This is a genomic window from Streptomyces sp. NPDC029466 (assembly GCF_055574515.1).
The window spans coordinates 250,501-273,571 of the sequence record NZ_JBVHZH010000002.1 but is presented as its reverse complement, the minus strand read 5'-3'; the positions used below and the strand labels follow the sequence as shown (position 1 = coordinate 273,571).

Below are 23,071 nucleotides of genomic sequence, written 5' to 3'. Positions count from 1 at the left end.
TGTGACGCAGGCGGGCTCGCCGGTCACAAGCTCCTGCCCCGCCCACCGGGCCCGCCCGTCCGCAACGTTCCCCACCCCACTCACCACCGGGCCCCAACTCCCCCTCAGAACGCATCCGTCGGCACATAAGTCCCCCACACCCCCCGCAGCGCCTCGCACACCTCCCCCACCGTCGCTCGGGCGCGCAGTGCCTCGCGCATGGGGTAGAGGACGTTGTCCGGGCCCTCGGCGGCTTTCTGGAGATCTCTGAGGGCCGCGGAGACCGTGCGCTGGTTGCGGCGGGTCCGCAGGGTGGCGAGCCGTTCGACCTGCTGGGCCTCGATCGCGGGGTCGACCCGCAGGGGCTCGTAGGGCTCCTCCTCGTCCAGCTGGAAGCGGTTGACGCCGACCACGACGCGCTCGCCGGCGTCCGTCTCCTGCGCGATGCGGTAGGCGTTGCGCTCGATCTCGTCCTTCTGGAAGCCCCGCTCGATGGCGGCCACCGCGCCGCCCATGTCCTCGACCCGCCGCATCAGCGCCATGGCGGCCTCCTCCACGTCGTCGGTCATGGACTCGACGGCGTAGGACCCGGCGAACGGGTCGACGGTGGCGGTCACATCGGTCTCATACGCGAGCACCTGCTGGGTCCGCAGCGCGAGCCGGGCCGACTTATCCGTGGGCAGCGCGATGGCCTCGTCGAAGGAGTTGGTGTGCAGCGACTGGGTGCCGCCGAGCACGGCGGCGAGCCCCTGGACGGTGACCCGGGCGAGGTTCACCTCCGGCTGCTGGGCGGTGAGCTGCACCCCCGCGGTCTGGGTGTGGAAGCGCAGCATCATCGACTTGGGGTTCGTCGCCCCGAACTCCTCCCGCATCACCCGGGCCCAGATCCGGCGCGCGGCACGGAACTTGGCGACCTCTTCGAGCAGCGTGGTGCGCGAGACGAAGAAGAACGACAGCCGGGGCGCGAAGTCGTCCACGTCCATTCCGGCGGCAACGGCCGTGCGCACATAGGCGATGCCGTTGGCGAGCGTGAAGGCGATCTCCTGGGCGGGCGAGGCGCCCGCCTCGGCCATGTGGTAGCCGGAGATGGAGATGGTGTTCCACCGGGGGATCTCGGCCCGGCAGTACTGGAAGATGTCGGCGGTCAGCCGCAGGGACGGCTGCGGCGGGAAGATATAGGTGCCCCGTGCGATGTACTCCTTGAGCACATCGTTCTGGATGGTCCCGTTCAGCTGACCGGCCGCCACCCCTTCCTCCTCCCCCACGAGTTGGTAGAGGAGCAGCAGCAGCGCCGCGGGGGCGTTGATCGTCATCGATGTCGACACCCTGTCCAGCGGGATACCGCCGAGCAGCACCCGCATGTCCTCGACGGAGTCGATGGCCACCCCGACCTTGCCGACCTCACCGGAGGCGATCGGGGTGTCCGAGTCGTGCCCCATCTGCGTCGGCAGGTCGAAGGCGACCGACAGCCCGGTCGTGCCGTGGGCGATCAGCTGCCGGTAGCGGGCGTTGGATTCGCGCGCGGTGCCGAAGCCGGCGTACTGCCGCATCGTCCAGGGCCGCCCGGTGTACATCGACGGATACACCCCCCGGGTGAAGGGGTAGGCGCCGGGCGCACCGAGCCGGCGCTCCGGGTCCCAGCCGTCCAGCGCCGCCGGCCCGTACACAGGCTCGATGGGCAGACCGCTCTCGTTGTGCCGCACACTGCCCGACTCGTGCGCCATGGGGGTACGCCTCCCAGTGGGTGACCGGTTCGTCCGGGTTTACGCCTTGCTCACAGCATGCCCGCAGGTTCGCCGCCGCGCAGCACTGGGAAGAGTCACCGGTGGCCGGTCGGGCCGCCGAGATCCGGGGGTTGCGCATGCAGCGGAGCAGTGGAAGACGTACGGCGCCGGCGGTGGCCGCGGTGCTGGTGGTGGCGGCGTTCGCGGTGGGATGCCGCCCGGTGACGGTCACCGGGGCCGGTTCGCCGGACAGCAAGGGCGTCCGCTACGCCCCGACCACTCCCGCTCCCCCGCCACTCGGCCGTCACACGCCGCCCGCACGGCACGCGACCAAGCCGCACCCCCGGTCCGCCCACCCCCGGCCGGCGGCTGCCAGACCACTGATGGCGCCGGGCTCCCGCGGTGCGCAGGTCCGTGAACTCCAGGCGCGACTGGCCCAGCTGGGCCTGTTCGGCCGCACCCCGACGGGCTACTACGGCTCCGTCACCGCCACCGCGGTCCGCGCCTTCCAGCGGCGGCAGGGCCTGCCCCGTACGGGCTCCGTGCAGCCCGCGGCCTGGCGCGCCCTGCGCGCACAGACCCACCGCCCGTCGCCGACCCAGCACCGTCCGCCCACCGCCCGGCCGGTCGGCGCCCCCGATCCGCGCTGCATGAGGGGCCGGGTGATCTGCATCAGCAAGCGGAGCAACACCCTCGCCTGGGTGGTCGACGGCCGCATCGTCTCGGCGATGGATGTCCGCTTCGGCTCGCAGTACACCCCCACCCGCGAGGGCACCTTCCGCATCACCTTCAAGAGCCGCCATCACATCTCGACGCTCTACCACACGGCCATGCCCTACGCGATGTTCTTCAGCGGCGGCCAGGCGGTCCACTACTCCGCGGATTTCGCCGCCCACGGCTACCGCGGCGCCTCCCACGGCTGCGTCAACGTCCGCGACAAGAAGAAACTCGCCCCCTTGTTCCACACGGTGAAACCGGGCACCAAGGTGGTCATCTACCACTAGCCAAACCCTGACAAGGGAAGCGGCAGCATTCTTCAACCGAAGCGAAAATTGCGCCACCCCCACCCCGCGCAACCACCTCCGCGAGAGCGGCGCCGGCTTAGGCGCAAAGAGGGGGGACGGCGCGGGCAGGGCCGGGGGAACGTGCCCCGCCCGCGCCAGATGCGCTGAGCCGTGGGTACGGGGGGAACCCCGGCTCTTCGCGCAGCCGATGACCAGTCGGCTCATTCAGTACTGCGTCACCGGCTCGAAAAACGTCACACCTACGGGGTGGCGGTGTCGCTCGGGGTGGCGTTTCCGGGGTCCGTGGTGGTCACCGAGGGCGTCGGGGCCGGGGTGGACGTGCCGGAGCCGGGCGTGGTGCCGGGTGTCTGGGAGGGGTGTTCGTCGTCGTCCTCGTCGCCACCGGAGCCGCCGCCACTCTGGCCGGTGTCACCGGTGCTGCCGCCGAAGCCGTCGTCGCTGCCCGAGCTGCCGCCGTCCTGGTAGCGCGCCAGGTAGGTGCGGCAGAAGAGGTGCACCTTGTCGGGGCCGCCGGCCTTGCGTTCGAGGCGGCGCAGCGTGTCGCGGTCCATGCCGTCCCGTTTGCCGGACTCATAGGCCTGGCAGACGGCGAGCAGCACGTTCTTGCGGTCGCCGGTGCCGGGCTGTGCGGTGCCCTGGTGGCCGGGTCTCTCGTCGCGTCCGGTGCCACCGCCGGGGGTGCCGCGGCCGGGGCGCTTGGTGGCGCCGGAACTGCTGCCGGGGGCGGGGGTGTCGGTGGGTCCGGCGGACTTGCCGCCGGGGGTGGGGTCGGGGGTGTGGCCCGTGGTGCCGTCGGTCTGGGCGCCGGGTTCGCGGGTGTCGAACGGCCCGGGGGTCTCGGCGGCGGAGACGCTGGAGGCGGGGTCGGGTTCGGCGCCGCGGAACGGGCTGGGCAGTACGCCGGTGCCGGCTCCGACGGCGACGCCGCCGATGGCGCAGGCGGCGAGGGCCACGGCGAAGCCGCGCCGGAAGGGGCGGCCGAGGCGGGTGCGTTCGACGGAGGCCGTGGGGCGTGCGGTGCGGCCCTTCGGGGACGGTTCGCCGGCGGCGCGGTGGTGGGCGCCGCGGCGGGCGGCCTGCCGGAACGCGGCGACGGCGGCTTCTTCGCCGGGGAGTTCGGCGGTGCCGGGCGTCTTGGCGCCGACCGCGGCGGCGGCCTTGAGGAGCTGTTCCAGTTCGCCTGCGCCGTCACCGTGCCGGGCACTGACCTGTTCACCGCGCAGCAATCGCTCCGCGGTGTCCTTGTCGAGCCAGTTGTACCGGTCGTCGGCCATCACATGTCCTTCTGCGTTCGTGCGGCCGTTTCCGTCACACCTGGTACGTACGATTCCGCCATGCCGTCGCGGCGTCTTCTGCCCTGTACGGGCACCCCGCTCACCGTTCCACCACCTCGGCGCGAGCCCGCCGCGGGCCGGCCGGTGGGGGTGCCTTCCTGCTGGCCGGCGCCGCCTTCGCCGCCGTCCTGACTGCTGTCCTGCCGGGTGTCCCGGCCGCCGCCCGGTTCCTCGCCGAGGAGTTCGGCGAGCCGTTTCAGTCCGCGGTGTGCGGCGGTGCGCACCGCCCCGGCCCGTTTGCCGAGCACCTCCGCGGCGCTCTTGGCGTCGAGCCCGACCACCACCCGGAGCACCACAGCCTCGGCCTGGTCCTGCGGCAGTCGGGCTATCAGCCGCATGGTGCGGCCGGTGCCCAGGGCTTCGAGCGCCTCGCCCGCGGTGTCGGACGCGCCGGGGGTGTCGGCCAGTTCGGTCTCGTCGCCGCCGATCGCGGGGCGGCGGCCGCGCATCCTGATGTGGTCGAGGGCGCGGTTGCGGGCGATGCGGGCGGCCCAGCCCCGGAAGCGGTCGGCGTCGCCGCTGAAGCGTGCGAGGTCACGGGTGATCTGGAGCCAGGCTTCGGAGGTGACGTCCTCTACGTCCGGTTCGCTCACCAAGGTCCGTACATATCCGAGAAGTCGGGGATGTACGGCGCGGTAGACGGTACGGAACGCCGCCTCGTCGCCGTCCTGCGCCGCCTGCACGGCCACCGTCAGCCGACGGTCGTCCGGCTGAATGTCGTCCCCTCGCACGGGTCCATCCTGTCGCACGCGGAATGTCCGCCGCCCGGTCCTTGCTGCTTTCTCGCTTCACCCGGCCACGTCACCGGCCCGGCTCCGTCCGGGGGCCGGAGCTGTGCCGGCCACCGCCTGCCGTCGGCCACGGTCGGCCGGAAACCCCCGGTAACCCGGGTTGTTCCTGCTGACCGTAACGCGTTTGCCGCCGCGCTCCGTACTCGGGAGGGGCGCACCACCCGCTCCGGCGGGGCCGAAAAGGCGGGTGCGCACGGCAGCTCCGACACCCGGGCGGCGTGCGTGCACGGATCCATCGGGCACTCCTGGGGAGGACGGCTTTCCGGGCCGCGGAAAGCGGCGCGAACAGTGCGCCTACCAGCGCGGATCCGCACGTTACGGGCCTGTCCCGGCCCGCGTCCAGACCACTGGCCGTACCCCTGCCCGTACCCCGTGTGACGCTTTCGCGCCGCCTGGCGCTGTATCGGATAGAGGGCCGTCACCGGCCCTTCGCGAACGACGGCCGGGGCCTCTCCTGTGGGGGGTGGCGGCCCCGGCCGTCCCTTCGCTTCCAGCGCTCTGACCTGGGACGTTGCGCACGAACAGGCAGAGCCGCCTCCCAAAAACGAGAAGACCCGGTCGCGGGACCTCCCATGGATAGGTAGTGCCGCGACCGGGCCGATGGAACTTCGGTGACTCAGGGACGCTGGTGTCCCATCTTCGCCGACTTCCGATTATGCCCCTTGGTGTCCCACCACTCCTCCAGCAATGTACGAACGATGTACACGAGTTGCTGAAGTCGTTCGGGGTCCGGGGAGGGTGAGGTGAGCACATCCAGAAAGGACTTGTCCTCCCAAGGAAGAGTGAATTCCCAATGCTCTTCCTGGAGTCCTTGCCTTTCCACAGTGAGCCAGTACGTCAAGGTCACGCTTCGGTCCGGTCGGTGATCGACCGAGAATTCAGTGACATTGAACCTGACTTTTCCGTCACCGGTGGTGTAAGAACAGGCCAGAGCCTGCTCAGCTGGCGTTTGGCCCGTCATGCGCACCCCCCCCCTTGAATGCAAGCGCTCGATACTTTACCGAGCCGATTCTAGCACTTGGCTGCGGCGAATCGAGTGACCCTGTATGCAGTGAGAAGGTCATTGTTGCCGGCAGGAGTGCCGATGATGGTACGGAATTTCTCGTAACTCGGGCATGACCGGGTGTAGGTGGAGTAGCCGCCTCGCCCGTTTGGAGCTCCGGACCAGATGGCTGCGTTTATGTACTTGTCCATAGTCGCGTTCCAGCCGTGGCCCGCCTTGATGTGCTTCCAGCCCCACGTCTTCGTGCCGCAGCGCAGTGTGTAGCGGGCAGGTCCCCGGTAGTAGTTCCGCACGACGTAATTGCGGCTGTGGTGCTTGCACGTTGCGTCGCGGAATTTGCCGTCGGAATTACGAGCGCTGATGTGGCGACGACGCTTGTCACCGCAGTCTTCACTATGCGGGACGTATTGATCCGCATGAGTTCCCCCTAAATTTTCCCCGTGATCCTCGATGTTGGCTTGGTCGCGCCCACTCCGAGGTTGTGGTTGACACTCCATTACGCGGCTCTGCCCACGTTCAACAGGTTTTTCGGCTTTCGAGCACTGCGGGGCGTAGCCGATGAAGAGTTCGCTGCCGAGAAAACGGAAGGGCATCGCTGGTGGCGGCAGGACATCAGTCACTGCCGCGGTCCGGACCTGTTCTGGCCTCGCGACCTCACTGGGCGTTGGCGGCGCTTATCGCTGCCCCGTCCTGCATGCCGTACTCCGCAGCCTCCATGCGGGCTGTCGCGCCAGAAGTGGATATCTCGCTGGTGCGACAGCCCGCAAATGGCCAACCCGACGGTTGGGACGTGGCCAACGCGTGACCAACAGCGGCCAGAAGCCGTCAGAAACACCTGGATGAAGGCCGATCCAGGCGGAAAGCGAGAACCCGGACCCGGACGATGAAATCCCTGTTCACCAGGCTCTGTATCGCGCAGAAGCGCCGTCCTCGTTCTCTCACCCGTTTCTTACCGGGCCACCGCTCATACGCGGTCGGCCAGCGCCTTGAAGCCCGTCCAGGACAGGGCGGGCGTCCGCGGGTCCCAGGTCTTCTGCGCCAGGGCCGCCAGCGGCAGCCGGATGCCGGCCGCCACCTGCGCGGCGGTCTGTGCCTGCGACCGGTCGCACCAGATCGCGAAGCGCGCCCCGGGAATCCGGTCCGGGCCGGTCAGGTTCGCGGGCACCGCCACCGGCTGGGTCCCGCGGATCACCAGCGGCGTCCAGCTCTCGTAGATCCGCTGACCGGTGGGGTAGACGAACTGGTTGGGCTCGCCGAGGACGTAGTAGAGGTACTCGTCGTTGAAGTTCATGACGTTGCGGCCCTCGCGCAGGAACTGCGCGGGGTCACGGTGCCCGGCCTCCTTGCCGGTCCAGTAGTCGACCATCCGGTTCTTGTCGGGCGACACCCGCGGGCTGGAGAAGAATCCGTCGTTCCAGGCCTCGATACGGTTCTTGCCCTTGGCCTCCACGGTCTTCTGCCGGTCGTTGAGCCAGCCGGTGGTCAGGTCCGCGACGGTGCCGTTGGGTCCGTACTTCTGCCGCGCGGCGCGGGCGAGCTGCGGGTACTTGGCGGCGGGGTCGGAGGACATCAGCGCCTGGTACTCGTCGCCGCCCAGGTGCCAGTAGGCGGGGGCGCCCTCGGGGTTGGTGAACAGCTCGCTCATTTCCTTCAGCAGCGAGTCGATCAGCGGGGCCGCCTTGGGGTTGGAGATATCGATCGCACCGGGGACCACGGTGCCCGACACACGGCGCAGCTGCAGGTCGGGATAGTGCTTGAGCACGGCGCCCAGGTGGCCCGGTGAGTCGAGTTCCGGGACGACGGAGATGTGCAGGCTGCGGGCGAGCGCGACGATCTGGCGGATCTGGGCCTTGGTGAGATGGTCGGCGGAGACGATCTCGGGGTGGGTGTCGCTCTGGATGCGGAAGCCCTGGTCGTCGGAGAAGTGCAGCTGGAACTGGTTGAGCTTGAGGTCGGCGATCTCCCGGATCCGGGCCTCGATCCAGTCCTGGGTGAAGGGCTTGCGGGCGTTGTCCAGTGACATGCCGCGCTGCGGACGGCCCGGCCGGTCCTGGATGGTGCCCTCGGGAAGGCCACCGGCCGCGTGCACGGCCTGTTTGACGGTGCGGGTGCCGTAGAAAATTCCGGCGTCGGTGGGGGCCGTGAGAGTGAGCCGGGTGCCGTCGGCGGTGAGGGTGTAGGCCTCGTCGGCGGCGCTCTGGACGGGCACATTGTTCGCCTGCTGCGCACCGTTCTTGCCGGTGATCTTCACCTCGATGTCGCCCGGCTGGACGGTCTGGTCGCCGTAGACGACGGTCAGTCCGAGGTCCTGGGCCATCCGCTGGGCCTCGTCGGCGACATTGCTCTTCTCTCCGGCCGGGACGACCACCCGGGCCCCCTTGGAGGGCCGCCAGCCCCGGCCGTCGGCCCGGCGGAAGTCCCGGACGGCGGGGATGACCTGCGGCGTCCCAGTCACCGGCGCCCAGGTCGGGGTCGCTGCCGGGGGGTTGACCTTGGCGCTGGTGCTCCCGGGCGGCTCGGTGTCCGCCGTGTTGGAGCAGCCGGCGAGCAGCAGGGCACCGGCGAGTGCCGCGGCCGGCAGTGCGGACCGGGCCGCCGGGCCCGTGCGCCTCGTCGGCGTCGTCGCGGGGCGCAGGGAGGCCGAGGGCCGCGGGGCGCGCGGCGGCCGCATCGGGTTCGACATCGTGCAATCCTCACTTTTCGGGGCGAAGGCATTGCCAGGTGTGCGGAGCGGGCCGTCCATGGAACGCGCGAAAGCTCTCCCATCCGGGTGAAATTCGCGCATCCGTCGGACAGTGGTCGCCAAGCGTCGTTAGCGTGGCGTCTCCGTTCGTCACCCCCTTCACAGGGCTCTCCCGGATCCGCCGGATACCGCCGGGGGGACGTCGCACACGCACCACCGCCCTACCCGCCGCCGCTTGGTACATCCCGGCTTCGGTCCGCTTCTCCCCCAGCTTCCTTCAGTCGCCCGTCCCGCACCTGTCGAACCGACCTATTCGCACCCGTCCGAGGAGGCCCACGCTGTCCGGTGACATCCCGGCCGCCCGGCCGACGACGCTGCGCCCGCCGCAGCCCCCGCGGCGCGGCATATCTTCACGGGTCGGCGGCGCCGCGCTGCCGCACCCCCGCACCGAGGGCATCGGGCTCGTCCGCTTCAACACCCTGCCCCGCGAGGACGCCCTGGCCGCGCTCCTGAGCTGTTGCGGCAGCCGCCGCTGGGCCGAGCGGGTCGCCGCGCACCGCCCGTATCCGGATCCGGAGTCCCTGCTCGCCGCGGCCGACGAGGCCTGTTACGACCTGACGGCGGCCGAGCTGGACGAGGCGCTCGCCGAGGAGTCGCTCTCGCCGCAGCCGCTCGTCGGCGCCCGTGGCCCCGGCACGCTGGCCGCCCACACCGCGCTGCGCGCCGCGCACGCCGAGTACGAGCGGCGCTTCCGCCATGTCTTCGTGATCTGCCTGGACGGCTACCGCGACGAGGAGCTGCTCGACCAGGTGCTGTCCGGGATCCGCACCCGGCTGGGCCATGAGCCGGACGAGGAGCGGGCGGTCGCCGCGGACGAACTGCGCCGGCTGGCCCGCGGACGGCTCGCCCGGCTCACGGCCTCGGGACCGTGACGGATCGCGGCTTGTGACCTGGAACATTCCGGTTCGTGCTTGTGTGATAGCCCGTTGGTGCCTGTTTGATCACACCTAAGGACCCCGGCGCAAGGAACCGACAACACGTCGCTACGATGGCCAGGGCCGGTGGACCGTACCCGGCCGGGCCCGACCGACAGAGAAGCCGGCTGGCCCCAATCCCCGCTCCCGGAGGGTTTTTCCGTGCCGGCTGGAACGCTGTACCGCGGCCGGGAAGGCATGTGGTCCTGGGTGGCTCATCGAGTCACCGGCGTCCTCATCTTCTTCTTCCTGTTCGTTCACGTCCTCGACACCGCACTCGTCCGCGTCTCCCCCGAGGCGTATGACGACGTCGTAGCGACCTACAAGACGCCGATCGTCAACGTGATGGAGTACGGCCTGGTGGCCGCCATCCTCTTCCACGCGCTCAACGGCCTGCGGGTCGTCGCGGTGGACTTCTGGTCCAAGGGCCCGAAGTACCAGAAGCAGCTGCTGTGGACCGTTGTCGGTATCTGGGTCGTCCTGATGGCCGGTGCCTTCTACCCCGTGCTGCAGCACACCCTGCGCACCCTGTTCGGGAGCTGACGCGAGATGTCTGAAACCACCTCCGCAGAGACCACGGCGGCGGGCGGGACGGACGGCGTCTCGCTCTACGACGTGGACCACCCGGCCCCGGTCATCGAGCCGCCGCGCAAGCGCACCAAGAAGACCGGGCGCGCCTCCCGTGGCAACTTCGAGATGCAGGCCTGGCTGTTCATGCGGCTGTCCGGCATCGTGCTGGTCGTCCTGGTCCTGGGCCACCTGCTGATCCAGCTGGTCCTCGACGGCGGCGTCTCCAAGATCGGCTTCGCGTTCGTGGCCGGCCGCTGGGCCTCGCCGTTCTGGCAGGTCTGGGACCTGCTGATGCTGTGGCTGGCCATGCTGCACGGCGCCAACGGCCTGCGTACGGTCATCAACGACTACGCACAGCGGGACAACACCCGCTTCTGGCTGAAGATGCTGCTGTACACCGCGACGGTGTTCACCGTCCTTCTGGGCACGCTGGTGATCTTCACCTTCGACCCGAACATCTCCTGAAGCCGGGGCTGACTGGAACATGAAGATCCACAAGTACGACACCGTCATCGTCGGCGCCGGCGGCGCGGGCATGCGCGCGGCCATCGAGTCGACCAAGCGCAGCCGCACCGCGGTCCTGACGAAGCTCTACCCGACCCGCTCCCACACCGGCGCCGCCCAGGGCGGCATGGCCGCGGCCCTCGCGAACGTCGAGGAAGACAACTGGGAGTGGCACACCTTCGACACGATCAAGGGTGGCGACTACCTGGTCGACCAGGACGCCGCCGAGATCCTCGCGAAGGAGGCCATCGACTCGGTCCTCGACCTGGAGAAGATGGGCCTGCCGTTCAACCGCACGCCGGACGGCACGATCGACCAGCGCCGCTTCGGCGGTCACTCCCGTAACCACGGTGAGGCCCCGGTCCGCCGGTCCTGCTACGCCTCGGACCGCACCGGCCACATGATCCTCCAGACGCTGTACCAGAACTGCGTCAAGGAGGGCGTGGAGTTCTTCAACGAGTTCTACGTGCTCGACCTGCTGCTCCAGGACGTCGACGGCGTCAAGAAGTCCGCGGGCGTCGTCGCGTACGAGCTGGCCACCGGCGAGATCCACGTCTTCCAGGCGAAGGCGATCATCTTCGCGTCCGGCGGCACCGGCAAGTTCTTCAAGGTGACCTCCAACGCGCACACCCTGACCGGTGACGGCCAGGCCGCGGCCTACCGCCGCGGGCTGCCGCTGGAGGACATGGAGTTCTTCCAGTTCCACCCGACGGGCATCTGGCGCATGGGCATCCTCCTGACCGAGGGTGCGCGCGGCGAGGGCGGCATCCTTCGCAACAAGGACGGCGAGCGCTTCATGGAGAAGTACGCGCCCGTCATGAAGGACCTCGCCTCGCGTGACGTCGTCTCGCGCTCCATCTACACGGAGATCCGTGAGGGCCGCGGCTGCGGTCCGGAGGGCGACCACGTCTTCCTGGACCTGACCCACCTGCCGCCGGAGCAGCTGGACGCCAAGCTCCCGGACATCACCGAGTTCGCGCGGACCTACCTCGGTATCGAGCCCTACACGGACCCGATCCCGATCCAGCCGACCGCGCACTACGCCATGGGCGGCATCCCGACGAACGTCGAGGGTGAGGTCCTGGCGGACAACACCACCGTCGTGCCCGGCCTGTACGCGGCCGGCGAGGTCGCCTGCGTCTCGGTCCACGGCGCCAACCGCCTGGGCACCAACTCGCTGCTGGACATCAACGTCTTCGGGCGCCGGGCCGGTATCGCGGCGGCGGAGTACTCGGCCACCGCCGAGTACGTCGAGCTGCCCGAGGACCCGGCGAAGCAGGTCGCCGACCAGGTCGAGCGGCTGCGCAACTCCACGGGCAGCGAGCGGGTCACCGAGATCCGCAAGGAGCTCCAGGAGACCATGGACGCCAATGTGATGGTGTTCCGCACCGAGCAGACGATCAAGACCGCGGTCGAGAAGATCGGCGAGCTGCGCGAGCGCTACCTGAACGTGTCCATCCAGGACAAGGGCAAGCGGTTCAACACCGACCTGCTGGAGGCCATCGAGCTGGGCAACCTCCTCGACCTGGCCGAGGTCATGGCGGTGTCCGCGCTGGCCCGCAAGGAGTCCCGCGGCGGTCACTACCGCGAGGACTACCCCAACCGCGACGACGTCAACTTCATGCGGCACACCATGGCGTACCGCGAGGTGGGCGCAGACGGCGTCGAGTCGATCCGCCTCGACTACAAGCCGGTCGTGCAGACCCGCTACCAGCCGATGGAGCGTAAGTACTGATGAGCACCCCGACTCTCGACAAGGACTCCGCGGCTGCGGACACGGCCGAGGCCGGCGCGTCGCACCTGATCACGGTCACCTTCCGGATCCGCCGGTTCAACCCGGAGATCTCGGAGGACGCCAGCTGGGAGGACTTCCAGCTGCAGATCGACCCCAAGGAGCGCGTCCTGGACGCCCTCCACAAGATCAAGTGGGAGCTGGACGGGTCGCTGACCTTCCGCCGCTCCTGCGCCCACGGCATCTGCGGCTCGGACGCCATGCGCATCAACGGCCGCAACCGTCTCGCCTGCAAGACGCTGATCAAGGACATCAACCCGGAGAAGCCGATCACCGTCGAGGCCATCAAGGGCCTCACGGTGCTGAAGGACCTTGTCGTCGACATGGAGCCCTTCTTCCAGGCGTACCGCGATGTGATGCCGTTCCTGATCACGACCGGCAACGAGCCGACCCGTGAGCGCCGGCAGTCCGCCGAGGACCGCGAGCGCTTCGACGACACGACGAAGTGCATCCTGTGCGCCGCCTGCACCAGCTCCTGCCCGGTGTTCTGGAACGACGGCCAGTACTTCGGCCCGGCGGCGATCGTCAACGCGCACCGCTTCATCTTCGACTCGCGTGACGAGGGCGGCGAGCAGCGGCTCGAAATCCTCAACGACAAGGACGGCGTCTGGCGCTGCCGGACGACCTTCAACTGCACGGACGCCTGCCCGCGCGGTATCGAGGTCACCAAGGCCATCCAGGAAGTCAAGCGGGCGCTGATCACCCGCCGCTTCTGAGCCCTGCGGCGATCCGGGTCCCGACCCGGCCGCCGAGCAGAGCCGGCACCTCGCGAAGGGCCTCGCCTCCGTAGCCCCGGGGGCGGGGCCCTTCGGCATGCGCGCTCTCCCGTTCCTTCGCCGGATACACGAGCACCGGCGGCAGCGCCTCATCCACCAGCGCCACCGGCACGTCACGACAGAAATACGAGGGGACGAAGACCAGCCCCCGCCCCTCCAGGAACAGATCCCGCTCCACCGGGTAGCGGACCTCCAGCACCGGCCGCCGCCAGCGCATCACCGGCCCGAAGGTCCGCAGCATCGCCTCCGCCCCGGCCTGCGCCAGTGCATGCCTGCGCAACGCCCGGTCCGCGCCGACCCGTTCGGCGATCCGCGGCCAGCTCGGCGCCACCGCCCGGTGGTGGTACGTCCGCAGACTGCGCGCGAGATGGCGCAGCGCGGCCGGCTCCCCGTCCGCGATCCCGCGCACCCAGCCCGGCAGCGCCCGGTGCCCGGACAGCAGCACCAGCTCGGACCGCAGCCGCTGCCGCGGGGTGCTCATCACGGCCTCCAGTCCCGGCTCGACCCCGTCCAGGCCCGCGAACGGCGTGAGGAAGTCCGGGAAGTAGCCGTGCCGCGGCACCAGCGGCAGCAAGGTCCGCAGCGGCCCGGGACCGTGCCGCACGGCATGCTGCCGCCAGGCAGCCAGCGCCGGTTCGGTCCGGCTCTCCCGTAGGGCATGCAGGCTCAGCACCGTCTCCCATAACGGGTCGGCCCCTTCGGCCACTCGCGTACGCGCCAGATCCTGCGCGGTGAAGTGCACTCGCAGCACGTTCGTCCCCCTGGTTCCACGCCGCCTCCCCTGCGACGTGCACCGAGGATCTGTCGGCGGCGGGACGGCCGCAACCAGAACTGGTGGGTAGGGTGAGGGATTTGGGGTGCGGGATCTCGGTGAGGCTTCGGGGGTGGGCGCTTCAGGGGGGCTTCATGCAAACAGCACGGCGGCAGAGGACGCGCCGTTCGCGCCGTTCACTCACTCCCCCTCAAGAACCTTGCCCAGGAAGGCATCCAGGTTCCGCACCGTACGGGCGATCCGCTCCTCCAGCGGCAGCGTCTCCTCATGCCGTCCGGCGAGCTGGGACCGCTTGCGTCCCCGGACGTAGAGAGAGCACGCGAGGTCGGCACACAGATACGTCCCGACGGTGTTCCCCTGCCGCCCCAGCGGCCCGGCCCGCCGCGCGGCGAGCAGACTGACCCCGGACCCGGGATGCCCGGTCACACACACCGAACACACCGTCGTCTTGGTGAAACTCCGCCGCACCCCCTGCGGCCGCCGCAGCGTCACCCCGATGATCCCGTCACCCCGCGGCGCGACCAGATAACTCCGGTCCGGCGCCCCAGGATCACGCCACCCCAGGAAATCGAGGTCGTCCCAAGGAAATTCGGCCAGCCCCACGGGGAGATTGATCCGGCTCGCCTCACCCTTCGAGCAATTCACGAAGGAGGCACGTATTGCTTTGTCACTTATGGGGTCCATGAGCGGGAAGGTAACAGCGGGTCCCCTGGCCCGTCGCCTCATTTACGTGCCGCACGAGACGGGCCCCGAACGGCGCCGCCGGGCAGCGACAACAGGAGGACCCGGCGCGCCCGCGGTACTCATGGCACTCATGCGCTCGACCGCATCATCACCGCCCACTGTGTCTTGTTGTTGAGCTTCGCCCGCTCCGCCCTCGCAGTGCGCTCGGCACCGGCTTCTTCCCGTTTCCGTGCGGTCTTTTCCCAGTCCGCCGGCTTCAGGAACAGCATCGCGTTACTCCCCGGAACCACCAGAACACCGCCGAAGGGCAGGTCACCCGCGAGCCACGCGCCTTGTTCAACGCCCTCCGGCCAACGGCGGCGACCGGCCGCATTCACCGCCAGCATCAGCGGCGCCCCGTGCTGCCCGCGCGTCGTCACACGGACCTCGTAGACATTGCCGTACTGAGTCCACCGCTCACGCTTCTTGATCACCCGAGGGTGGAACTCCATCGGATAGTCACGGAGCACTCTGGCGCACTGGATGACACGGATTCCGCAAGTGGCGCGGTACACCGTGAGAATGAAGGTGCCCACACCGAAAGGAATGGGCAGCACCAGGAAGAACGAGTTCGTCCCGGTGAGACGGCCTATCACCACCGGAACTGCCACAAGAAGGCCGGCGACCAGCAGACGCACCGCCATGAGCCGGGCCAGGGCAAGCCGATTGGCCCGCAGTATCTGCGCCACGTCGGGAGCCTCGGGTGGCGCCGAAACCTGCGAGCCGTAGACCACGGCCTTCTCCTTCTGAGTCGGCCACGGCTGGCCGGGTGGGGGCTTTGGGGGGTGGGGTGGGGGGGTCAGCTCCAGGTCTGACCGCCGGCGCTCTTGCGACGGCGGGACACCCGGACGATGGCGATGACGGCCCCGATGACCACCAGAGCGCCGACGCCGATGCCGCCGTAGAGCAGGGCCTTGTTCATCATCTCCTTGCCGCCCATGGGCGGGTCGGCGTCCTGCGCGCCGGCGTCCAGTTGCGAGGACGCCTTGCCCTTCGGCATCGGCAGGGGGCCCTCCTTGGGGCCGGCGGGGATGTTCTTCCGCAGGGCGGCACCGGGCTGAATGAAGCCGTAGCCGTAGTGGGCGTCCGGGAGCTTGAGGTCCTTCTGGTCCTGGGGCAGACCGGCCGTCTTCACCAGACGGTTGGCGATCTGACCGGGAGTGAGGGAGGGGTACTTCTCCTTGAGGAGGGCGGCTGCGGCGGAGACGTAGGCGGTGGAGCCCGAATTGCCGTTCTCGGTGTGGTAGCTCGAGTCGCTCTTGCCCGTCGCGGCCGGGATCTTCACCCCGGGCGCGAGCAAGTCCATGTCGGAGTTGTAATTGTTGAACTCGGCCGATTTCCCGTACGCATCGACCGCACCGACACCGATCACCCCTGGGCAGCCCACCGGATAGTTCTTGTCGGTCAGAGCCTCATTGCCCATACCGGCCACCACCACGGCGCCCTTTGAAATGGCGTAATGAATGGCTTCGCACGTATCAGCCGAACGGCCCTCGGTGTAAGACATGTTGATGACGTCAGCACCGTGGTCCGCCGCCCAGCGCGTGGCCAGCCCGGAGTTCTTGTACTCCGGAACGGGAAGGATCTTGGCGTCGGGTGCCAGCCCCTTGACGCCCTCGGAGCCCCCCGGACCGTGGCCGTGGCCCGCGATGATCGCCGCCATGCCGGTGCCGTGGTCAAGGGCGCTCTCGCCCGGCTTGAGGGCTTTGGCCCCTTCCTCCTGGGTCGCCTTCCCGAAGTCCGGCCCGGGAAGGAACTGTCCCTTCAGATCTTGATGGGTCTGCCGAAATCCGGTGTCGAGCACGGCCACTGTCACACCCTTACCAGTGGCCTCCTTCCACAGCTGCTCGGCCCCGAACGCCTCCAACGGCCACAGATCCTTGCGTGTCTGATCTGCGGAGGCGGTACCGCTCGCGGTGATGAGCAGCGCGCCGGTCAGCGCGGCACCCACCGTCGCACGCAGTGTTCGGGTGACCCTCATGCTTGGCTCCTTCTCGCTGTGCTGTCCGGCGGCAGTGTTCCATCAGAAGAGAAGGCCCCGCACCCTCGGGCGCGGGGCCACTCCTTACCAGCCGCCGTATGACGGCACCGGCGTCCTACTCGATCACGCGGGGCGCCACATTACGTTCCGGCGTCCATGTCTCTTCGTCCTCGACAAGGTAGTCGGGGCGCTGACCAGTGGTGCGCTCCTTCTCCTTCTTGTCCTTGCCCTTGGCTCCGGCAGCACCCATACCTGCCTGGTTGCCACCACGGCTGCGATGCAGACCCGCACCGCCCTGCTTGGCGCCGCCGGCCGGGCCACCCGGCTTGCCGACCAAGCCGCCACGGGTACGCGCCTGCGCACCGCCACGTCCGGCTGCGGCCGCCTTGCCGCCCTTGGCTCCGCCTGCGCCGTTCGCACCCGGCATGCCTCCGCGCATACCGCCGGCACCCGGCGCACCACGGCCACCACCGGACCGCATACCCCCGGGCACGCCGAAGGGGCCAGGAGGCATCCCGCCGCCCGGGCCACCGCCCGGACCGCCGACCACGCCATGTCCGCCGCCGGACGGTATCCCGCTGTGTCCGCCGGAGGCCGAGGGCGGGGTCATGGTGCTGCCCTGCAAGCTGTCGAGTCCGGTCTGGACCGGGAGTTCCGGACGGCTGACCTTGGGCCCGTCGAAACCGGGGGGAACCGCTCCGCCGCCCGCGCCATTGGGCTGGTGCGGTGTGACCGACGACGGATCCGGGTGGAACCTGTCAGCCGTGTCAGGCATCCGTACCGCAGGCGGGTGCGGGGTGTTCGAGGGCTCCTTCGGCCAGTCGCCGTGGAGGCCGTCGTCGCCGTCATCACCCCAGATCTCCGCGCGCCCCGAGTAGTGAGACGCCAGCTCATCCATCACGATGACCGCCTCGACCTGGCGCTCCTTGGTCAAGGACAGCTTGTCCCGGTTGAGCTCCAGCGCCTGGCGGGCGTCCATCTTCGGGTTCGCCATGTCCCGGTGGAACTGGGAGTCGTCGCCGCTGTCGTCCTTGAAGCGATCCCACTTGCCCGGGTCGTGGATCTTCGACATGGCGGTCATGGCTTCGCGCAGGTTGTGAGCGAGACCGACCTCCGGGCCCGACTCACGCGAGCCGATCAGCGATGCCTCGGCCTTCCGGGCATGCCGGTACGTTCTGTCGATCTTGCCGAGCACCTTGACGGCTTCCTTGCGGAACGCCTCGGCGGCCGAGCCCTCCCAGTGCGCCGTCGCGTGATCGACGGCATCCATGAACTTCTTGCGGATGCCGCCGTGTCCGTCATGTCCCCCGAGCAGATCGGCGGACTTGCGCCAGTGGTCACCGGCGGTCTCGAGCGTCGCCGGCTTGGCGTTCTCGATCATCTGCCGGAGCTCGTTGATTCCGTGGTGGTGGAAGTCGGAAGGAGAGTGCGGGGTCAAGCGCTCGCCCTTGAAGGACTTCAGCTTGTTCGCCCGATCTTCCTCGTCCCGCTGCTTCTCCACCGCCTTGGCGCTCTCGCGCTCCTCCATGGCGCTAACCACAGCGACCCCCGTTCATCGTCATCCCTCTCGTCCTCATCCCTGCGTCGCCGTGGAAGGTCAGCCGTTCATCGAGACCTTGGTCTCGTGATCCTGGTCCTCATAGGCACCGCGGCTCGCCTCTGTTTTCTCGCCGAACTTGTGGGTGAGGTCCTGGAGTGCCTTGACGACGTCCTTCAGATACGTCTGCATGCGGTCATGGGCCTTGGAGACTTCCTCCGCCTCACCGAAGTTGATCCCGAACGCCGACTTCGGAACGTTCGTGCCGTACTCGACGTTCTGGCCGGTTTCATTCATGTCGTGCTGAAGGTGCCGAAGCTGACGTACGACGCCGTCCAGCTCGTCCAGATCAACCTTGAAGTGCTTGCCCATGACCCTCTCCCCGTTCCCCGCTCGTCCCCCTCGCGCGCCCGCACAGCCGTCACGGTAAGGACAACGTAAAGTCAATAAATTCTAGGGAGTTGCGCCCCTGTGTTGCAAGATCGAAAGTCGGGATCTGTCCGATTTAGCGCAGGATTGTGCCGCACTTTGTAGAGGGGTTGTTACCTTCGCGGCGCAACCCCTCCGCGTGGTGATCAGCGTAGCGATCTAGGCGCGCAGGGAGGCGAGTTCGACCACCGTCACGTCGGGCGGTGCGCCGAGGCGTACCGGTGGGCCCCAGGTGCCTGCGCCGCGGGAGACGTAGAGCTGGGTGTCGCCGTAGCGTTCCAGGCCGGCGATGGTGGGGTTGGTGGCGTCGGCGATGTAGGTGAACGGCCACATCTGGCCGCCGTGGGTGTGGCCGGAGAGCTGGAGGTCCACGCCGTATCGGACGGTGTCGTGGATGGTGACCGGCTGGTGCGCCATCAGGACCACGGCGCGGGCGGGGTCCCGGTCGCCGAGGGCCTGGTCGTAGTCGGGGCCGGCGTGTTCGGTCTGGCCCGCTACGTCGTTGATGCCGGCGAGGTCGAAGCCGGGGAGTTCGGTGCGCGCGTTCTCCAGCGGGTGGATGCCCAACTCCCGTACGTGGTCGACCCATTGGTCGGCGCCGGAGTAGTACTCGTGGTTTCCCGTGACGAAGAACGCGCCGTGCCGGGACCGCAGTTCACGCAGTGGCTCGGCGGCCGGGGCGAGGTCGGCGACGTTGCCGTCGACCAGGTCACCGACGATGGCGACCAGGTCGGGGTGGGTGCGGTTGATGGTCTCGACGACGCGCCGGGTGTGGGCGCGGCCGAGGACCGGGCCGAGATGGATATCGCTGACCACGGCGATCCGGAAGCCGTGGGCGGTGCGCGGCAGTTTGGCCAGTGGGATCGTGACGCGCTTGACCACCGGGCCGCGGAGGGTGGTGGCGGTGCCGTAGCCGACGGCGGCCGTGGCGGCGAGGGAGGCACCGGCGGCGACCGCCCGCGCGAGGAAGAGGCGGCGGGGCGGGGTGGCCACCGGCGGCAGCGCGGGAGTGCGGGGCGGGAGGAGCGTGGGGGACGAGGAAGGGGAGGGAGTCGGGGATGGAGTGAGGGCCGGCGTGGGGGGCAGTTCCGGGGAAGAGCCAGGGGGCGGATCCGGGGCCGGGTCGGGGGACGGGTCAGGGGGCGGCGGCGGGGGCTTGGGGCCGGGGCCGTGAGGGGGGCCGGGGGGTGGTGGGGTGCGTTGTGTGGGTTCGTGGTCGGGCAGGGCCCGTAGCGCGAGCGCGCGGATCACTTCCCCTACCAGCAGCGCGAGTGTGAGATAGAGCACCAGGGCCAGCCAGAGGTAGCCGGGCCAGGCCAGTGCCTGCTGGAGGGGGAAGGGGGCGCCGCCGCGGCCGGCCAGCAGGGCGGCGAGGGTGGTCAGGGGGAGGACGAAGGCGGCAGCGGTGCCCGTACGGCGGGGCCGGCTGCCGGGGGTGGTGGTGTCGCGGACGAGTCGGCACCACAGGTAGCGGTGCACGCCGAAGAACAGTCCGAGGACCGGGACCACGATCAGCGCGAAGATCACGGCGTCTCCCCGTGCCCGTGATTCAGGAGGCGGACGAGGAGGAGGAAGGCGGCTCGGGCGTGCGGTTCGCGGCCTCGCGGCGCAAGGCCCGTACACCACGGAACCCGATCACCCCGATCGCCGTCCCCAAGAGAAAGGAAGCCACCGCGAGCAGCAGATGGACCCAGAAGTAGGCGGTCGGGTCACCCGCGTCGTCGAAGGCGAGACCGCTCCCGTCCTTCCAGAGGTTTTTGACGAAAGTGATCCAGATGAACCAGCTCCACACCCCGAAGGCGAGCAGGAACCAGGACACGGGGCGCGAGAGCTTCATACGTCCCAGTATGGGCAGCGGCTCCATCCGGCGGTCGGCAGGGGCACTCTTCCGTGGGGTGCTGTCGGCGTCCCGGGCAAAGGCGGGTACGTTCACCGACGTGCCGACGACCTTCTGTGCTTCCACGGCTCCCACGGCTCCCACCGACCCGACCGCCCCGAACGCCTCGGCCACGACCGGCAACGCCGGACGTGCGGCGCGACACGGCTTCCCCCTGCGCACCGTCGCCGCACTGGCCTCCTCCGGGCTGCTGGCCACCCCGCTCCTGGCCGGCACCGCGCACGCCGACCCCAAGGCGCCCAAGCCGCCGGCGAAGATGTCGCAGATCGGCGGGGACCGGCTGGGTACGCCCGGCGTCCAGGTGGCCCTGAGGCCCGGCGCGCCGAAGCTCCCGGGCCCGGACACCCTCACCGCCCGTTCGTGGATCGTGTCGGACGCCGAGTCCGGCAAGGTGCTGGCCGCCAAGAACGCCCACTGGCAGCTGGCGCCGGCCAGCACGCTGAAGATGCTGTTCGCCGACACGGTCCTGCCGAAGTTCCCCAAGGACCAGAAGCACACGGTCAAGCCCGCCGACCTCGCGGGCATGGGCGCCGGCAGCAGCCTCGTCGGGATAAGGGAGAACCTGAGCTACACGGTCCACGACCTGTGGCTGGGGGTCTTCCTGCGGTCCGGCAACGACGCGGTGCACACGCTGTCGGCGATGAACGGCGGCACCAAGGCCACCGTCACGCAGATGCAGCGCCGCGCGAAGGAGCTCAACGCCCGCGACACGCATGTGGTGACCCCGGACGGCTATGACGCGCCGGGCCAGGTCTCCAGCGCGTACGACCTGAGCCTGTTCGCCCGGTCGGGGCTGCAGAACGCCGACTTCCGCGAGTACTGCTCGACGGCCAGTGCGCAGTTCCCCGGTGACAAGGGCAAGGACGGCAAGCGGGCGACGTTCGGCATCCAGAACACCAACCGGCTGCTGAGCGGCGATTACGACATCAAGCCGTATCCGGGCATCGCGGGGGTGAAGAACGGCTCGACGACGAACGCCGGGTCGACCTTCACCGGCGTCGCCCAGCGCGGCGACCGCAAGCTCCTGGTCACGGTCATGAACCCGGAGAAGAAGGAGCACAACGAGGCCTACCGGGAGGCCGCCAAGCTGCTCGACTGGGGCTTCGCGGCGGCCGACAAGGTGGAGCCGGTCGGTCGGCTCGTCGGCCCCCGGAGCGAGGACGACGGCACCGGCGCGGTGAGCGCCAAGGGCAAGGGCAAGAACGGGGACCGGAGCGCCCAGGCCGCGCTGGACGGCGCCGGCGACCGGAGCGGCGCCTGGACCGCGCTGGGCCTCACCACCGGGGCGCTGGCGCTGCTCGGCGTCGTGGCGTTCGCCGTGCACCGCCGCTGGCCGCTGCCGGAGCTGGTACGGGGGCGTCGGCCCCGCAAGTGACCGTCGGCGGACGGGAGCTGGGCGGGACGGAGGCGAGTCGCGGGACGGAGGCGAGTGGCGGGGCGGAGGCGAGTGTGGCGGGGCCGGGGCTACGGCTAGCTACGGCTACGGCTACGCAGCCCGGGGCCGGTCCTCCCCGTCTTCCCCCTCCGGCCCTTCCGGCCCCTCCGGCCCGTCCGTCCCCTCCGGTCCCTGCTCCCCGTCCGGCCCCTCCGGCACCTTGAGCTCGTCGCCCTCCCCGTGCCGCCGCTCCCCGTCCGTGGCCGTCCAGGAAGCGCAGTAGACCAGCAGCTTCGCGGTGAAGTTGATCCACAGCAGCAGGGCGACCGGGGTGCCGAAGGCGCCGTACATGCTGCGGGAGGCGACGCCCTGGAGATAGCCGCTGAGCAGCAGCTTCAGCAGCTCGAAGCCGATCGCGCCGAGCAGGCCGGCGACGACGACGGCCCGCCGCGGCGGATGGACGCCGGGCAGCCTGGTCAGTATGTAGGCCAGCAGCAGGAAGTCCGCCAGGACGGCGATGACGAAACCGGCGACGGAGAGCAGCACGCTGCCGATGCCGCCCTCCGGGAGGCCGATCGCCTCCGCCACCTTGCCCACCGCGGCGGACGCGAACGTCGAGCAGGCCAGGGAGAGCACGGCGACCCCGCCCACGCCGAGCAGCAGCGCGCCGTCCCGGAGCTTGCCGAGGAAGAAGTTGATCTCCTCGTCGGGCTTCTCCCATACGGCGCGCAGGCAGTCGCGCAGCGATTCGACCCAGCCGATGCCGGTCAGCAGCAGCGCGGCACCGGCCACCAGGCCGACGGTGGTCGCGTGGGCGACGAGTCCGGCGATGTCGAGCCGGTCCGAGAGGCCGGGGAGCTGCTCGGCGAGCTTGTTCTCCAGCGTGTGCAGCCGGGCGTCGCTCAGCAGCGCGGCACCGATCGCGGCGGCGACGGTGAGCAGCGGGAAGAGCGCGACGAAGCTGGTGAAGGTGATCGCGGCGGAGAGCCTGGTCCAGTGCACCCGGAGCATGCGTTCGTAGGCGCGCCAGAGGTGTGTGGTCAGCAGCCGGCGGACGGCCGGTCCGATGACCGGGAGTGTGCTCAACCAGTTCATGGCAGTCCCCTCGTGCCCGGTCGGCCGCCGGGTCGGGCAGGGGTGGCGGCCGGCGCTCCGGGTGTTCCGGCGGTTCCGGCGGTCCCGGAACACTAGCGTCCGGGTAC

General features: G+C 69.7%; 22 protein-coding genes. 7 read left to right on the top strand and 15 right to left on the bottom strand.

Features of this window, described 5'->3' with window-relative positions:
* Positions 1 to 104: 104 nt before the first annotated feature.
* Entirely contained in the window at positions 105 to 1,703 is a 1,599-nt protein-coding gene (locus ACZ4XD_RS02980) for an acyl-CoA mutase large subunit family protein (protein WP_468037581.1), read from the bottom strand.
* Between the two features lie 137 nt (positions 1,704 to 1,840).
* Between ACZ4XD_RS02980 and ACZ4XD_RS02975 the strand changes: the two genes are divergently transcribed.
* On the top strand, positions 1,841 to 2,707 hold the full coding sequence (locus tag ACZ4XD_RS02975; protein WP_468037579.1) for a L,D-transpeptidase family protein: 867 nt from the start codon (positions 1,841 to 1,843) through the stop codon (positions 2,705 to 2,707).
* 260 nt (positions 2,708 to 2,967) lie between these two features.
* On the opposite strand, the gene ACZ4XD_RS02970 is transcribed toward ACZ4XD_RS02975, so the two are convergent.
* From ACZ4XD_RS02970 to ACZ4XD_RS02950, 5 genes are all read right to left on the bottom strand, one after another.
* Positions 2,968 to 4,002, bottom strand: a complete 1,035-nt coding sequence (locus ACZ4XD_RS02970; protein WP_468037578.1) for a hypothetical protein — start codon at positions 4,000 to 4,002, stop codon at positions 2,968 to 2,970.
* Positions 4,002 to 4,793: an RNA polymerase sigma factor gene (locus ACZ4XD_RS02965; protein ID WP_468037576.1), complete on the bottom strand. Its 792-nt coding sequence runs from the start codon at positions 4,791 to 4,793 to the stop codon at positions 4,002 to 4,004. The genes ACZ4XD_RS02970 and ACZ4XD_RS02965 overlap by 1 nt, the downstream gene beginning before the upstream one ends.
* A 676-nt stretch (positions 4,794 to 5,469) precedes the next feature.
* A complete protein-coding gene (locus tag ACZ4XD_RS02960; protein ID WP_468037574.1) occupies positions 5,470 to 5,814 on the bottom strand; it encodes a hypothetical protein in 345 nt (114 codons plus the stop codon).
* Positions 5,815 to 5,864: 50 nt separating this feature from the next.
* On the bottom strand, positions 5,865 to 6,476 hold the full coding sequence (locus ACZ4XD_RS02955) for a hypothetical protein (protein ID WP_468037572.1): 612 nt from the start codon (positions 6,474 to 6,476) through the stop codon (positions 5,865 to 5,867).
* Positions 6,477 to 6,820: 344 nt separating this feature from the next.
* On the bottom strand, positions 6,821 to 8,539 hold the full coding sequence (locus ACZ4XD_RS02950) for a beta-N-acetylhexosaminidase (protein WP_468037570.1): 1,719 nt from the start codon (positions 8,537 to 8,539) through the stop codon (positions 6,821 to 6,823).
* Positions 8,540 to 8,673: 134 nt separating this feature from the next.
* On the opposite strand from ACZ4XD_RS02950, the gene ACZ4XD_RS02945 reads away from it, so the two are divergent.
* The 5 genes from ACZ4XD_RS02945 (at position 8,674) to ACZ4XD_RS02925 (ending at position 13,095) form a co-directional block, all read left to right on the top strand.
* Complete coding sequence (locus tag ACZ4XD_RS02945; RefSeq protein ID WP_468037568.1) at positions 8,674 to 9,471, top strand: 2-oxo-4-hydroxy-4-carboxy-5-ureidoimidazoline decarboxylase; 798 nt, start codon at positions 8,674 to 8,676, stop codon at positions 9,469 to 9,471.
* A 204-nt stretch (positions 9,472 to 9,675) separates the two neighbouring features.
* Positions 9,676 to 10,056: a succinate dehydrogenase, cytochrome b556 subunit gene (gene sdhC / locus ACZ4XD_RS02940; protein ID WP_078885501.1), complete on the top strand. Its 381-nt coding sequence runs from the start codon at positions 9,676 to 9,678 to the stop codon at positions 10,054 to 10,056.
* A gap of 6 nt (positions 10,057 to 10,062) precedes the next feature.
* A complete protein-coding gene (locus tag ACZ4XD_RS02935) occupies positions 10,063 to 10,548 on the top strand; it encodes a succinate dehydrogenase hydrophobic membrane anchor subunit (protein ID WP_387232934.1) in 486 nt (161 codons plus the stop codon).
* A gap of 19 nt (positions 10,549 to 10,567) precedes the next feature.
* A complete protein-coding gene (gene sdhA / locus ACZ4XD_RS02930; protein WP_468037566.1) occupies positions 10,568 to 12,322 on the top strand; it encodes a succinate dehydrogenase flavoprotein subunit in 1,755 nt (584 codons plus the stop codon).
* A complete protein-coding gene (locus tag ACZ4XD_RS02925; RefSeq protein ID WP_468037564.1) occupies positions 12,322 to 13,095 on the top strand; it encodes a succinate dehydrogenase iron-sulfur subunit in 774 nt (257 codons plus the stop codon). Before sdhA ends, ACZ4XD_RS02925 begins: the two co-directional genes overlap by 1 nt.
* Here ACZ4XD_RS02925 and ACZ4XD_RS02920 read toward each other — a convergent pair.
* The 8 genes from ACZ4XD_RS02920 to ACZ4XD_RS02885 form a co-directional block, all read right to left on the bottom strand.
* Complete coding sequence (locus tag ACZ4XD_RS02920) at positions 13,079 to 13,906, bottom strand: hypothetical protein (protein WP_468037562.1); 828 nt, start codon at positions 13,904 to 13,906, stop codon at positions 13,079 to 13,081. The genes ACZ4XD_RS02925 and ACZ4XD_RS02920 overlap by 17 nt on opposite strands.
* A 201-nt stretch (positions 13,907 to 14,107) precedes the next feature.
* Positions 14,108 to 14,611 carry an FBP domain-containing protein gene (locus ACZ4XD_RS02915; protein ID WP_468037560.1) on the bottom strand — a complete coding sequence of 168 codons (504 nt, stop codon included), beginning with the start codon at positions 14,609 to 14,611 and terminating at the stop codon, positions 14,108 to 14,110.
* Positions 14,612 to 14,739: 128 nt separating this feature from the next.
* A complete protein-coding gene (locus ACZ4XD_RS02910) occupies positions 14,740 to 15,384 on the bottom strand; it encodes a hypothetical protein (RefSeq protein ID WP_468037558.1) in 645 nt (214 codons plus the stop codon).
* Between the two features lie 65 nt (positions 15,385 to 15,449).
* Entirely contained in the window at positions 15,450 to 16,631 is a 1,182-nt protein-coding gene (locus ACZ4XD_RS02905; RefSeq protein WP_468037556.1) for a S8 family serine peptidase, read from the bottom strand.
* 115 nt (positions 16,632 to 16,746) lie between these two features.
* A complete protein-coding gene (locus ACZ4XD_RS02900) occupies positions 16,747 to 18,159 on the bottom strand; it encodes a hypothetical protein (RefSeq protein WP_468037554.1) in 1,413 nt (470 codons plus the stop codon).
* 69 nt (positions 18,160 to 18,228) lie between these two features.
* On the bottom strand, positions 18,229 to 18,540 hold the full coding sequence (locus ACZ4XD_RS02895) for a hypothetical protein (RefSeq protein ID WP_468037552.1): 312 nt from the start codon (positions 18,538 to 18,540) through the stop codon (positions 18,229 to 18,231).
* Positions 18,541 to 18,756: 216 nt separating this feature from the next.
* Entirely contained in the window at positions 18,757 to 20,124 is a 1,368-nt protein-coding gene (locus ACZ4XD_RS02890; RefSeq protein WP_468037550.1) for a metallophosphoesterase, read from the bottom strand.
* A 22-nt stretch (positions 20,125 to 20,146) separates the two neighbouring features.
* The gene (locus ACZ4XD_RS02885; protein WP_468037548.1) at positions 20,147 to 20,434 is read right to left on the bottom strand and encodes an SCO4848 family membrane protein; all 288 of its coding nucleotides are present in this window, start codon (positions 20,432 to 20,434) and stop codon (positions 20,147 to 20,149) included.
* A 10-nt stretch (positions 20,435 to 20,444) separates the two neighbouring features.
* Between ACZ4XD_RS02885 and ACZ4XD_RS02880 the strand changes: the two genes are divergently transcribed.
* Positions 20,445 to 21,869, top strand: coding sequence for a D-alanyl-D-alanine carboxypeptidase family protein (locus ACZ4XD_RS02880; protein WP_468037546.1), 1,425 nt, complete (start codon positions 20,445 to 20,447; stop codon positions 21,867 to 21,869).
* Between the two features lie 111 nt (positions 21,870 to 21,980).
* Here ACZ4XD_RS02880 and ACZ4XD_RS02875 read toward each other — a convergent pair whose 3' ends face one another.
* The gene (locus ACZ4XD_RS02875) at positions 21,981 to 22,964 is read right to left on the bottom strand and encodes a YihY/virulence factor BrkB family protein (protein ID WP_468037544.1); all 984 of its coding nucleotides are present in this window, start codon (positions 22,962 to 22,964) and stop codon (positions 21,981 to 21,983) included.
* Between the last annotated feature and the right edge of the window lie 107 nt (positions 22,965 to 23,071).

Bases quoted from the DNA above. Each gene is read 5' to 3' on its own strand.
- ACZ4XD_RS02980 (WP_468037581.1), bottom strand. From the start codon at position 1,703: ATGGCGCACGAGTCGGGCAGTGTGCGGCACAACGAGAGCGGTCTGCCC.
- ACZ4XD_RS02975 (WP_468037579.1), top strand. From the start codon at position 1,841: ATGCAGCGGAGCAGTGGAAGACGTACGGCGCCGGCGGTGGCCGCGGTG.
- ACZ4XD_RS02970 (WP_468037578.1), bottom strand. From the start codon at position 4,002: ATGGCCGACGACCGGTACAACTGGCTCGACAAGGACACCGCGGAGCGA.
- ACZ4XD_RS02960 (WP_468037574.1), bottom strand. From the start codon at position 5,814: ATGACGGGCCAAACGCCAGCTGAGCAGGCTCTGGCCTGTTCTTACACC.
- ACZ4XD_RS02950 (WP_468037570.1), bottom strand. From the start codon at position 8,539: ATGTCGAACCCGATGCGGCCGCCGCGCGCCCCGCGGCCCTCGGCCTCC.
- ACZ4XD_RS02935 (WP_387232934.1), top strand. From the start codon at position 10,063: ATGTCTGAAACCACCTCCGCAGAGACCACGGCGGCGGGCGGGACGGAC.
- sdhA (WP_468037566.1), top strand. From the start codon at position 10,568: ATGAAGATCCACAAGTACGACACCGTCATCGTCGGCGCCGGCGGCGCG.
- ACZ4XD_RS02925 (WP_468037564.1), top strand. From the start codon at position 12,322: ATGAGCACCCCGACTCTCGACAAGGACTCCGCGGCTGCGGACACGGCC.
- ACZ4XD_RS02915 (WP_468037560.1), bottom strand. From the start codon at position 14,611: ATGGACCCCATAAGTGACAAAGCAATACGTGCCTCCTTCGTGAATTGC.
- ACZ4XD_RS02905 (WP_468037556.1), bottom strand. From the start codon at position 16,631: ATGAGGGTCACCCGAACACTGCGTGCGACGGTGGGTGCCGCGCTGACC.
- ACZ4XD_RS02900 (WP_468037554.1), bottom strand. From the start codon at position 18,159: ATGGAGGAGCGCGAGAGCGCCAAGGCGGTGGAGAAGCAGCGGGACGAG.
- ACZ4XD_RS02895 (WP_468037552.1), bottom strand. From the start codon at position 18,540: ATGGGCAAGCACTTCAAGGTTGATCTGGACGAGCTGGACGGCGTCGTA.
- ACZ4XD_RS02885 (WP_468037548.1), bottom strand. From the start codon at position 20,434: ATGAAGCTCTCGCGCCCCGTGTCCTGGTTCCTGCTCGCCTTCGGGGTG.
- ACZ4XD_RS02880 (WP_468037546.1), top strand. From the start codon at position 20,445: ATGGGCAGCGGCTCCATCCGGCGGTCGGCAGGGGCACTCTTCCGTGGG.
- ACZ4XD_RS02875 (WP_468037544.1), bottom strand. From the start codon at position 22,964: ATGAACTGGTTGAGCACACTCCCGGTCATCGGACCGGCCGTCCGCCGG.